This is a genomic window from Vibrio sp. SCSIO 43097 (genome assembly GCF_023650755.1).
Taxonomy (GTDB): Bacteria; Pseudomonadota; Gammaproteobacteria; order Enterobacterales; family Vibrionaceae; genus Vibrio; species Vibrio alginolyticus.
Genome location: NZ_CP071840.1, coordinates 948,092 through 960,371, shown reverse-complemented (window position 1 = coordinate 960,371; position 12,280 = coordinate 948,092). Strand labels below are relative to the sequence as shown.

Genomic DNA, 12,280 nt, shown 5'->3' with positions numbered 1-12,280 from the left:
TTAAAATCCAAGACTGGACAACAAGTCATCGACTTCGTCCTGCGATGAAACCGCATCTTCTCTCAGTTCTGGATGAAGAATCGGGCCTTCGGCTTCGCTTGTTTGTGTATTCTTTTTATCTGCCGGTTCTGACAAAACTTGAATGTGTTCTTCAAGTTTATTTCCAGAGAATACGGTTAGGATTTCCACTAAGCGGCCTTCTACTTCATTAACCAACGTAATTACGCGGCGAATGATTTGGCCAGTTAGGTCTTGGAAGTCTTGCGCCATGAGAATTTCGGTCAACTGGCCGCGCAATTCAGTGCTGTCACCTTCGACTTGCACTAATAGCCCGTCGATTCGGTGGCACAGTGCTTTAAATTCGCTTAATTCTATGCGCCCGTGCATGAGTTCATTCCATTGAGGACGAACTTTTAGAAGGCAATCATGCAGGTTGTCAGCGATAGGAAGGCAGCAGTCGACCGCATCCATTGTTTTGTTGGCTGCAAGCTCTGTCTTCTCGATCACATAATTGAGACGATCCCTAGCGTTAGGGATTTCGTCTTTCGCAATTTCGGTCATGCGCTGATCGAGACTGAACTGCTTGAGTGATTCGTGAAGGTCTCGAGTTAACGCTCCAATTTCTTGCAGCATTGGGTTATCGGCACCTTCGTAGATCGAGGCAACAAGCATATTGGCTTGGTCTTGTTCCCCGTTTTCTAGCATTTGAACGAGTGACTTCGCCTGCTCTAGTGAGATCATTCTGAATAGACCCTTTTACGTTTAGTTCTTCTTATCACTTTGAAAACGCTAAACGAGTCATTTAATAGGTATTTAATAATTGGTATGAATGACTCGAATAACAAAGAGAAAGAGAGAGTTATAAACGCTCGAAAATTTTATCTAATTTTTCTTTTAATGTTGCAGCAGTAAATGGCTTAACAATGTAGCCGTTTACGCCTGCTTGAGCAGCTTCAATGATCTGCTCACGCTTCGCTTCAGCCGTGATCATTAGAACTGGCAGATGCTTAAGTTCTGCATCCGCGCGGATGTGTTTAAGCAAATCGATGCCTTGCATACCTGGCATGTTCCAGTCAGTTACAACAAAATCGAAGTCACCTTTTTTCAGCATTGGTAATGCGGTTAAACCATCGTCCGCTTCTTGAGTGTTATTGAAACCCAAGTCACGAAGCAGGTTTTTAACAATACGGCGCATTGTTGAGAAATCATCAACAATAAGGATCTTCATGTTTTTATTCAAAATTGCCTCCACTGAATCGTAAAATCAGTGTTTTTAGTCATTTTGTGTCCACGCACTGAGCTTGGTACGTAAACGTTGCATCGCTTGACTCAGTATTTGACTTACGCGAGATTCGCTTACGCCTAACACATCGCCAATTTCTTTCAAATTGAGTTCTTCATCATAATAAAGCGAAAGAACCAAAGCTTCACGCTCTGGAAGCTGTTTTATTGATTCAACCAGTGCTTTTCGAAATGATTCATCAACTACCCCTTTGAATGGGTTGCTGTCATCGGTTTCATCCGCCGGTGAAATCACATCATCAGAAACGCCTAAATCTTCAATACCGACTAATTTTGAGCAGTTGATATCGGTAAGAGCACTATGATATTGATCCAGTGTCATACCGAGATGCGTGGCTACTTCAGAATCAGTAGGATCTCGATTTAATTCGCCTTCCAGCTCCGCAATCGCTTGGTTAATCTCTCGATTATTTTTATGAACAGAACGCGGTACCCAATCGCCTTTACGCATGTCATCTAACATTGCGCCACGAATACGGATACCTGCATAAGTTTCAAAGCTCGCACCTTTAGAACCATCATAATTCTGCTGAGCTTCGATAAGACCGATCATGCCGGCCTGAATTAAATCCTCTACCTGAACACTCGGCGGTAAACGGCCTAGTAGGTGGTGAGCAATGCGCTTAACCAACACTGAATAACGTTCAATGAACGCCTGCTGGCTATTAAATTTGCCATGTTGGTCATAGGTTATCGCTTTATTCACCAAAAGGGTCCTCTGCGAATTCGGTACGATTTAGCAACCTTTCCACAAAAAATTCCAAGTGTCCACTTGGTGTTTTCGGTAGTGGCCACGTCAACGCTTTGTTTGCTAGTGAGCTGATAGCTAAAGCAGCAGGCGAGCGTGGGAACGCATCAACGACAATTTTTTGTCTTTTTACAGCCTGTCGTACTTTATCATCTAATGGAATACATGCTACGAGTTCAAGGCTAACATTCAAGAATCGCTCTGTGACTAGTGTCAACTTTGCAAACAATTCTCGCCCTTCACGGTAGCTTCTGACCATATTTGCTACAACTTTAAAGCGTTGAACTTGGTGTTCTTTACTCAACAGCTTGATTAATGCATAGGCATCTGTGATTGACGTCGGTTCATCACACACAACTACAACCACATCTTGAGCTGCTCGCGAAAAACTGATTACCATGTCAGAGATACCAGCAGCGGTATCAATCAGCAGGACATCCATTTCGTCTTCAAGACTACCAAATGCTCGAATGAGTCCAGCATGCTGAGCGTGAGAAAGCTCTGTCATGCTCTGTGTGCCAGAAGTTGCAGGAATTATCTTTATACCATAAGGCCCTTCGACAATCGCATCTTTTAGCTCACATTCACCCGCTAAGACATGTCCTAGATTACGTTTTGCACGAATTCCGAGCATCACGTCCACATTGGCCAGACCTAAATCAGCGTCGAGAACCATCACCTTCTTGCCTTGGCGAGCCATACAAATCGCCAGACCCAGTGTTACGTTTGATTTCCCCACACCACCTTTGCCGCCAGTAACAGCAATCACTTTGGTCAACGATGGTTGTGTTAAGCGACGGAGGCCGCTTGCTTGATCGTGTATCATATTCTCAGTCATAGTAGTCCGCCGCCTTAGAGTCCTTCACTGTCACTGTTCCAAAAGTGAGGTTCGTTCTCTGTCGACTTCTCTAACAGTTCATTTGCTTTCGCAAGCATATATTTTGGTTGCGCTATCACAATGTCTTCTGGTACGCGCTGACCATTAGCGATGTAAGCTACTGGCATTGCGTTTTGAATCACTACACTGATGAATTCGCCTAGGCTTAATGACTCATCAAGCTTCGTCATAATACAACCCGAAAGTGGTATACGTCGGAAGTGATCCAGCGTTTCTTGTAGAACACGACGTTGTGCGGTAGCCGGCAAAACAAGGTAGCTGTGAATCACTTCTCCGCTCTCTTGCATTAGAGTGTCGAGCTGCTCGGAAAGCCTCACATCTCGTTGCCCCATCCCTGCCGTATCGACCAAAATCAGTCTTCTGTTTCTTAGCTGATATATAACATCGGCTAACTCGTTAGAATCTTTAGCAACTCTTACGGGACAACCCATGATTCTTCCGTAAATTGAGAGTTGCTCATGTGCACCTATGCGATATGTGTCTGTTGTCACAAGGGCCACATTGTCGGCACCGTATTCCATGGCTGCGCGTGCTGCGAGTTTCGCTACGGTTGTTGTTTTCCCAACCCCAGTCGGACCCAACAATGCGACTACGCCACCACGTTTTAAAATGTCCTGTTTAGGAATATTGATTTGATCCGCCACCAGCGACAATAACGCTTTCCACGCTCGCGCTGGCTTTGTATCTTCCGGAATATAACAGGCCATCTGGTCTGCTAACTCCGGAGAAACGCCCATTCGCTCTAAGCGCTTAATCAGCATTGCTCTTAGCGGCTCACGGCGTTCTACTTCTTGCCACATCAGGCCAGAAACTTGGTGCTCCAACAGACGACGAATTGACGTCATCTCTTCGCGCATGCTTTCTAGCTCATCGGCCGATTCGTCACGCTCATCACTTGGGCGACGTCGGTCATAGCGCGTCGGGTCCAGCTTGGGCGTCGGACGTTCAAATCGATTGTCCTGTGCGATTAGCTTCGCCAAAGGTGAATCTGGTTGATATGGCGCTGGCTTTTCTTGGTTGTAGCCGTCGCGATGCTTATTTTGGCGTTGCAGCAAAGCAGAGAGCGAATCTTCATTTTCCGCTACGTGGTCGTCAGCCTCTGCTGCACCACCGCTATATTGCTTAAGCATATTAGCGAATCGCTGCGTCATTGAGCCTGTTTTTTCATTGTTACTGTTATTACTGTTCAGGCTAATTTTATCTTCATCTAAATGACGATCTTGGTAACGATCAGCAGAAGACGATGACATTTGACGATGTTCGTTATAGCGATTCGATTGAGAAGCACCGCGATTTTGCTGTGACGCTGCGCTTGCTTGAGGCGGATTAGATTCACTATCTATCGCCGCAACAATCGCTACTCCACCAGCCACTTTCTTGTTTGACATGATCACCGCTTCCGCGCCTAACTCCTCTTTCACTTGGAGCAGCGCCGTTCTCATGTCTTTGGCAAAAAATCGCTTTATTTTCAAACTATGAATCCATTAATGATGCGTGAGATCAGTTACCCACGGCTTGCACAATTCTGATCTGTTTTTCATCCGGGATTTCTTGGTAAGACAGTACCCGGAGATTAGGTATTGTGTTCTTCACAAATTTAGCCAACGTCGAGCGTAATACACCAGAAGTAAGCAGAACGGCAGGTTCGCCTTTCAGTTCTTGTTCCTGTGTCGCTTGGCTTAGTGAAGACTGCAATCGCTCAGCGAGTCCCGGTTCAATCCCCGCGGATTCGCCTCCTGATGCTTGCATAGTTTGATGCAATATTTGTTCCAGTTCAGGTATCAAAGTAATCACTGGTAACTCAGGCTCTATACCATTGATTTCTTGAACAATTAGACGTTTAAGACTAATTCGAACTGCTGCCGTCAATATGTCAGCTTCTTGACTCTTACTTGAGTACTCAGCCAAAGTTTGAACAATCGTGCGAATATCGCGGATTGGAATGGCCTCGTTTAACAAGTTTTGTAGGACTTTCACCACCACACCTAATGGTAATTGGTCAGGAACAAAGTTCTCGACCAACTTAGGCGCGCTGCGTCCCAACATTTCTAATAAATTCTCTACTTCTTCATGGCCAATTAGCTGTGATGCGTTGTTGGTCAATAGCTGGCTTAGGTGCGTCGCTAATACCGTTGATGAATCAACAACCGTATAACCCAGAGCCTGCGCGTGCTCACGCTGATCTTCTCGGATCCATACGGCTTCCAGTCCAAAAGCAGGGTCAATGGTTGGCTCACCATCAATCATGCCATACACCTGACCTGGGTTAATCGCTAGCTCTTGATCCGGACGAATCTCTGCTTCGCCCACCGCAACCCCCATCAATGTAATTCGGTAACTGTTTGGGGTCAGCTCAAGATTGTCACGAATATGAACCGCTGGAATTAGGAACCCAAAATCTTGCGATAACTTTTTACGCACACCTTTTACGCGCTCTAACAGTTCCCCACCTTGGTCTCTGTCCACCAAAGGGATTAAGCGATAACCGACTTCCAAGCCAATAATATCGACTGGCTGGACGTCATCCCAAGACAGTTCGCGCTGTGAGGAAGGTTCTGTACCTTCGTCTGCTGTTGCTGGTAAAGCGGGCTCTTTCGCTTTCTGCTTCTGCCGTTTGTCGATGAAATATGCCGCTGCACCGGCCGCGACTGCCAGGCTCAAAAACGCAAAGTGTGGCATGCCCGGTACGATGCCCATCACACCAAGAATAGCCGCAGTAATCATCAGCGCTTTTGGGTTGTCGAACATCTGGAAGACCAGTTGTTCCCCCATGTCTTCATCGGTGTTTTGGCGCGTCACCATCATTGCCGCTGCAATCGACAGCAATAGCGATGGGATTTGTGCGACCAAACCATCACCGATTGTCAGTAAGGTATAGATTTCAATCGCTTCACCGAAACCCAATCCATACTGCGCCATACCGATCGACAGACCGCCGACGATGTTGATAAACAGAATCAAAATACCGGCAATCGCGTCACCTTTTACGAACTTCGAGGCACCATCCATCGAGCCATAGAAATCCGCTTCTTTGGTCACTTCAAAACGACGAACTCTTGCCTGCTCTTGGTCTATCAATCCGGCATTCAAGTCGGCATCAATCGCCATTTGCTTACCCGGCAACGCATCAAGCGTAAAGCGAGCACTTACCTCAGAGATACGACCCGCACCTTTGGTCACCACCATAAAGTTGATGATCATTAAGATGAGGAAAACCACTAGGCCGACCGCGTAGTTACCACCAATAACGACGTTACCGAACGCCTCAATTACGTTACCTGCCGCATTACCGCCTTCATGACCATGCAGTAAGACGACACGAGTCGAGGCAACGTTCAAAGCCAAGCGGAGCAACGTGGCGATCAGCAATACCGTTGGAAAAGCAGCGAAGTCCAAAGGGCGACGTGTGTAAACGGTCACTAACAACACCACCATCGACAGCGCGATGTTAAAGGTGAAGAACATATCCAGCAAAAATGCTGGAATCGGCAGTACCACCATCGCTAGGGTGGCCAAAACCATCACCGGAGCACCAATAGCTGGCATTTCACGTTGAGGGATTCGTGGCAATTTATCTGCAAACGGCAGGCTTAACTTCATACTGCGAGAGATCTCAATCGATTGAAGCGTCACGTAAGCTCTTACTATTAATACGCGACCGCTTTAGCCTAAAAGTTTAGGTAGGGTTGATAATTAAAGCGTTTTAAGCAATCTATGTACCATAATTAGCGCCAAAATAATGACTAAACACTCAAATAGAGCTTAGCTTTTGATCAAACGAGCTTTTTTAAGGCTTTACCGCTTTTCGTATCAATGACGGTGCTCGGGCGGGATTGGCAAATCATAATCTTGAATTTTGGGACGCTGTCCACCTCGTTTTCGGTATTGCTTCAATTGGAATACAAATGCCAAAACCTGAGCGACGGCAGTAAATAACCCATCGGGGATCTCTTGCTCGAGTTCTGTCGTGTGGTACAACGCACGAGCCAAAGGTGGTGCAGGCACAATCGTAATGTCATGTTCGCGGGCGACTTCTCGAATCTTCATCGCCATGTGGTCAGTACCTTTAGCGATCACGACTGGCGCACGGTCTGTCTTCTGTTTATAACGAAGCGCTACCGAGAAGTGCTCTGGGTTAGTAACAATAACATCAGCTTGAGGAACATCCGCCATCATTCGACGTTGAGCCGCTTCCCTTTGCAACATACGAATACGGCCTTTCACTTCCGGCTTACCTTCAGTCTCTTTGTATTCGTCTTTGACTTCTTGCTTCGTCATTTTTAACTGATCAGCGTGCTGCCAGATTTGAAATGGAATATCGATGGCAACCACAATCAATAGCGAGCAACTGATCAGCAAAATAAAGTTCAGCAAAATATCTAAAGCATGGAAGATGTTTTGCGGATACACATCCATGCTCAATTGAATCAGATCGGCCTGCGATGCTTGGATCAAATAGATGGCGACACCAGTGACCAGAACCACTTTAAGGATTGATTTGATCAACTCTACCCAGCTTTGCATTCCAACCATTCGCTTTAAGCCGCTAAGCGGATTCATTTTCGACAGCTTGGGCATGGCCGCTTGGGCAGAAAAACTGATTCCTCCCACACCTGCTGCTCCAATCATGGCAGCGGTAAACAATGTCGCTAACACCAAAAATAGTGGGAACAACAAATCACTCATCGCGCCCAAAGCGATATCAAACAGTTTTGCAGTATCGAAAATCTCTTCTCGTTGAAGATCAAATAAACGGCTCATTATGGAAAACAATGAACGTGCTAACGCCTCGCCAAACCACATCAATGAAATGGCGCCAACGATCAGCACAGATGCTGATGCCAGCTCTTTAGATCGAGCGACCTGCCCCTTTTCTCTGGCTTGTTGTAACCGTCGGGGCGTGGCTTCTTCGGTGCGTTCCTGACCGTCTGATTCTGCCAAATCTTAGCACTCCAAGCGAATAAGCCGACAAATCTGCGCCTCACCCACTGTCCAGAACATTTCATAATGACTGTATAGACCAGCCAGTATGTACCAACAAAGTAATAGACCCACCATCAAAGCAAAAGCAAAACCAAGCGAGAAGATATTCAGCTGTGGTGCGGCACGGGTCATTACACCAAACGACAAGTTAATGGTCAGTAGCGCAATAATGCCAGATAGAGACATACTCAGTGCCGTTTGGAACATAATACCAAGCCAGCCTGCCATTTCACGGAAATCAACCGCGTTGAGCGAGCCGGAGCCAATCGGCAAAGTTTTAAAACTGAACACCACCAATTGCAGCATTTTTAAGTGTCCATCGGTGGCAAGGAAAAACATTGTCGTTAAGAACATGAATAACTGGCCAAGCAATGGCGTGTTCTGACCATTTGCGGGATCAACCATAGAAGCAAAGCCCAAACTTGATTGCATACCCAATATTTGACCAAGTAGGACAAAGGTTTGAATCATAAATTGAGTAACCATACCCATCGCTATGCCGATGATCATTTGCTCGGCAATGGTCATGAAGCCACGAAACGAGAGTAGCTCAATGTCTTGAGGTACGGCGGGGATAGCTGGCATGACAGCGAAAGTGATGGCTAAACCGAGGTAAAGGCGGATTCTTGGCGAAACAAATCGGGCCCCGGTTACTGTCATCACCATCAACATGGATGAGATACGAACATAGGGCCAGAAGTAGTTTGCGATCCAATCTAAGACAACGCTAGTGGGGTACTCCATAGGCGCCTCTAATAAAGCACCTGAGGTAAGCGTTCAATCAAGCCATAGAAATATTCCATCAACATTTGCGTCATCCAATGCCCAAACAGCATCAGGGCCAAAAGCGTGACAATCAAACGCGGTAAGAAGCTCAATGTTTGTTCGTTGATGGATGTCGCAGCTTGAAAAATCGCAACTACAAGGCCGATCAGCAAGCTTGGGATGATAATAGCGCAGACCATGATAAGCACCATCCAAAGTGCTTCACGGAAAAGCTCGACAAACATTTCTGGTGTCATGTCTTATCCTCTATCTGCGCTTATCTAAAGGGCAAAGCTGCCCGCGAGTGTCGAGAGTATCAAGTTCCAACCATCGACCAATACGAACAACATCAACTTGAACGGCAACGAAACAATCATTGGTGACAACATCATCATACCCATTGCCATCAGTACCGAAGCGACTACAAGGTCAATAATCAAAAACGGCAAGAAGAGCATAAAGCCAATTTGGAATGCAGTTTTTAGCTCTGAGGTGATAAAAGCCGGAATCAATACCGCCATCGATACATCTTCTGGATTCTCGACTTGCTCTCCTGACATGGTTACAAACGTCTCCAAATCTTTGATTCGCGTCTGTTTAAGCATGAATGCTTTCATTGGCGCTTGTGCAGCATCAAACGCTTCTCGCGCCGTGACTTGCTCGCTCAAATAAGGCTGAACAGCTTTGTCGTTGATTTCGTTCAGGACAGGAGACATAACAAAAAAGGTCAAAAACAGCGCAATACCAATAATAACCTGATTAGAAGGCGTTTGTTGCAAACCCATTGCCTGACGCAATATCGACATTACCACCACAATTCGAGTGAACGAGGTCATCAGAATCACCATGGCAGGCAAGAAGCCAAGCATGGTCATTAACGCTAAAATTTGTAGTGTAACTGAGTAGTCTTCACTGCCATCAGGGTTCGTGGTCATGGTGAATGCTGGAATACCACCGCCACTAGAAACGGACATAGAACGGCTAGCACCAGTATCACTTTGCATAGCCTGAACTGTAACACTACTTCCATCGGCTAAGTTATCTGGCAGCGCTGACTCCTCTGCTTCAGCAAAGGTAAATGAAGAAAACAGCACGCCGACAAAAAGTAACAACGTACTCAGGAGCAAACGAATTGGATTACCCTTTGTCATGTTTTTTGATCAGCTGGCTAAATTGAGTCGCAAAAGCATTGGTCGCCAACTCTTCCTCTTTCAGTGGCTTATCTAACTTGGCTAAAGTTTGGATCGATTGGCTAGTAATCCCAACCAAAAACTGTTCTTCACCCACTTGAACTACTGCGATTCTTTCTTTTGTACCCACTGGCAACTGACTCACTATACGCAAGCCCTTTTGTTGTCCCATCGCTGGCACTTGCATACGTTTCAGCAACCAAGCCAGCAAAAGAATCACGCCGATTACAAGCACAAGCGAGCCAAGTGTCGTCGCAAGATCCAGATTATTTGGTGCGGCAGCAAATGCATAAGGAGCACTTAGTATTAAGCTCAGTGCTCCAGTGATTTGCTTCAATCGCATTTTGATTGAACGACTCATCTTAACGCAGCTTCTTAATTCGTTCAGTTTGGCTGATCACATCCGTCAAACGGATACCAAACTTATCGTTGACGACCACGACTTCGCCGTGAGCAATCAAAGTACCGTTAACCAATACGTCGAGCGACTCACCGGCTAGACGATCCAACTCAACAACCGAACCTTGGTTAAGCTGCAACAGGTTCCGAATGCTAATTTGAGAACGACCGACTTCCATCGAAATCGTCACCGGGATATCCATAATAGTGTCGAGTTTACGACGCTCATCTTCGCTAATTGGGCTTGAAGTGTCTTTTAGCTCTTCCAGTGGCGCAGCCAATACTTCATCTACGTCTACAGAAGGGGCAGACGGGTCTTCGCCAAGAGCGGCTGCCCATTCGTCTGCTAGCTTTTGATCGTCACTTGGTTCCATTTTTCTATCCTGTGTTACGCCTAACTCATGCCATAGCATGTCTGTTTAATAAGGTATCTTAATGGTCTATATCGTCTTCACTCTCAAGCTCGGACATGATGTCTTTACCTAAGAAAGCTAAATCTGTTTTGACGACATGTGGGCGCTCAATTTCCTCAGAAATTTGCACCGCTAATTTGTCTTCCGAACGACCCATTTTTACGCGATAGGTCGGTAGGTCTTCTACAAACATCGTCGCATGTTCTGGCATTTCAATCGGGATGATATCGCCCGGTTGCAGCTCCATGAGATCACGCAAAGAAATGTCTTTTTCGAGCAAGTTCACGCGGAAGTTAACCGGACAATCCATGATCTCTTCACGTAGTGCTGAGCTCCAGCGAACGTCCGTTTCCATCTTGTCGGACTGAACACCTGCATCCAATAGTTCACGGATAGGCTCAACCATGGAGTAAGGCATAACGACATGAAAATCGCCGCCACCGCCGTCAACTTCTATATGGAAGGAACTCACGACAATCACTTCTGTCGGGCTGACAATGTTTGCCATACTTGGGTTTACTTCAGAGTCGAGATATTCGAACTCTACCCCCATCACTGGCGACCACGCTTCTTTATAATCTTCAAATACAATTTTCAGTAACAACTGAATGATGCGGCGTTCCGTTGGGGTAAATTCGCGGCCTTCGATTTTGGCGTGGAATCGACCATCACCGCCAAAGAAGTTTTCTACCAGAATAAAGACTAAACGAGCCTCCATGGTGATCAACGCAGTGCCTTTTAACGGACGAAAACGCACCATGTTCAAACTGGTTGGCACGTACAATGTGTTCTGGTATTCACCAAACTTCATCATCTGCACGCCATTGATCGACACCTCTGCCGTTTTACGCAGCATATTAAACAGACTAATACGCATGTGCCGTGCAAAGCGCTCGTTGATAAGTTCGAGCGTCGGCATTCGACCACGTACGATTCTGTCTTGCGACGAGAAATCAAAATTGACGGCCCCCTCAGTGTCGTTTTCTATCGGTTCATCGACGTCATCAACATCGTCAACCCCATGCAATAGCGCATCAATTTCGTCTTGGCTTAATAGATCGGTCACGTTTTACCTATTGAATAACAAAATCTGTAAACAGTACTTTTTCAATCACTGGCTTACCGACCGCAGCATTCAGCGCTGCTTTGATATCTTCGGAAGCACGATCGCGCAATTCCACTCGTCCTGTAGGAGAGCGCAATTGATCAACCGTCGCGGAAGCAAACGTTGATAGCATAGAGCTTTCAATCAGTGGCGAATGATACCTCGCCAACTCTTCATTTTCTGCACCGCGAACCATTAACTGCGCTTTAATTTGAACCAACCTATCGCGGCTATCCCCAGTAACGTTAAATACAAATGCCTGAGGAAGATTCACATACGCGATGGGCGCAGCATCCGATGCCTTCACTTGAGCCTGTTGAGACGATTCAGCCTGAGCAGGTTCATCAGAGCCCATTAGAAAAAATGCCGCTGCCCCGCCACCAAGTAGTAATACTACAACAGCGATGATGATGATAAGTAACTTGCTTTTTCCTTTCGGCGCATCGGCCCCTTGTAACTGTTCTTCTGCCATTCTTG

General features: G+C 46.2%; 14 protein-coding genes. All 14 read right to left on the bottom strand.

Translation table 11 applies throughout. The features are described from left to right. The 14 genes from J4N40_RS04585 to fliL all read right to left on the bottom strand — a co-directional run bounded on the left by J4N40_RS04585 (position 1) and on the right by fliL (position 12,275). Entirely contained in the window at positions 1-741 is a 741-nt protein-coding gene (locus J4N40_RS04585) for a protein phosphatase CheZ (protein WP_005380502.1), read from the bottom strand. Between the two features lie 118 nt (positions 742-859). Beyond that, entirely contained in the window at positions 860-1,228 is a 369-nt protein-coding gene (gene cheY / locus J4N40_RS04580; protein ID WP_017635949.1) for a chemotaxis response regulator CheY, read from the bottom strand. A 45-nt stretch (positions 1,229-1,273) separates the two neighbouring features. Next, a complete protein-coding gene (locus J4N40_RS04575; protein WP_005380499.1) occupies positions 1,274-2,008 on the bottom strand; it encodes an RNA polymerase sigma factor FliA in 735 nt (244 codons plus the stop codon). Then, a complete protein-coding gene (locus J4N40_RS04570) occupies positions 2,001-2,888 on the bottom strand; it encodes a MinD/ParA family protein (protein ID WP_005380498.1) in 888 nt (295 codons plus the stop codon). The genes J4N40_RS04575 and J4N40_RS04570 overlap by 8 nt, the downstream gene beginning before the upstream one ends. Before the next feature lie 14 nt (positions 2,889-2,902). Further along, positions 2,903-4,420 carry a flagellar biosynthesis GTPase FlhF gene (flhF, locus tag J4N40_RS04565; RefSeq protein ID WP_115386227.1) on the bottom strand — a complete coding sequence of 506 codons (1,518 nt, stop codon included), beginning with the start codon at positions 4,418-4,420 and terminating at the stop codon, positions 2,903-2,905. Between the two features lie 28 nt (positions 4,421-4,448). Beyond that, positions 4,449-6,548, bottom strand: coding sequence for a flagellar biosynthesis protein FlhA (gene flhA / locus J4N40_RS04560; RefSeq protein WP_025998722.1), 2,100 nt, complete (start codon positions 6,546-6,548; stop codon positions 4,449-4,451). A 210-nt stretch (positions 6,549-6,758) separates the two neighbouring features. Then, positions 6,759-7,889, bottom strand: a complete 1,131-nt coding sequence (gene flhB, locus J4N40_RS04555; RefSeq protein WP_005380490.1) for a flagellar biosynthesis protein FlhB — start codon at positions 7,887-7,889, stop codon at positions 6,759-6,761. A gap of 3 nt (positions 7,890-7,892) precedes the next feature. Further along, on the bottom strand, positions 7,893-8,675 hold the full coding sequence (gene fliR / locus J4N40_RS04550; protein ID WP_005384463.1) for a flagellar biosynthetic protein FliR: 783 nt from the start codon (positions 8,673-8,675) through the stop codon (positions 7,893-7,895). An 8-nt stretch (positions 8,676-8,683) separates the two neighbouring features. Then, positions 8,684-8,953, bottom strand: a complete 270-nt coding sequence (gene fliQ / locus J4N40_RS04545) for a flagellar biosynthesis protein FliQ (protein ID WP_005380488.1) — start codon at positions 8,951-8,953, stop codon at positions 8,684-8,686. A 24-nt stretch (positions 8,954-8,977) separates the two neighbouring features. After that, complete coding sequence (gene fliP, locus J4N40_RS04540) at positions 8,978-9,847, bottom strand: flagellar type III secretion system pore protein FliP (RefSeq protein WP_213886949.1); 870 nt, start codon at positions 9,845-9,847, stop codon at positions 8,978-8,980. Continuing rightward, positions 9,834-10,247, bottom strand: coding sequence for a flagellar biosynthetic protein FliO (fliO, locus tag J4N40_RS04535; protein ID WP_017820812.1), 414 nt, complete (start codon positions 10,245-10,247; stop codon positions 9,834-9,836). Before fliO ends, fliP begins: the two co-directional genes overlap by 14 nt. Before the next feature lies 1 nt (position 10,248). After that, positions 10,249-10,659: a flagellar motor switch protein FliN gene (fliN, locus tag J4N40_RS04530; RefSeq protein WP_005380479.1), complete on the bottom strand. Its 411-nt coding sequence runs from the start codon at positions 10,657-10,659 to the stop codon at positions 10,249-10,251. 58 nt (positions 10,660-10,717) lie between these two features. Beyond that, the gene (fliM, locus tag J4N40_RS04525) at positions 10,718-11,764 is read right to left on the bottom strand and encodes a flagellar motor switch protein FliM (RefSeq protein ID WP_005380478.1); all 1,047 of its coding nucleotides are present in this window, start codon (positions 11,762-11,764) and stop codon (positions 10,718-10,720) included. 7 nt (positions 11,765-11,771) lie between these two features. Then, entirely contained in the window at positions 11,772-12,275 is a 504-nt protein-coding gene (gene fliL / locus J4N40_RS04520; protein WP_005380477.1) for a flagellar basal body-associated protein FliL, read from the bottom strand. Between the last annotated feature and the right edge of the window lie 5 nt (positions 12,276-12,280).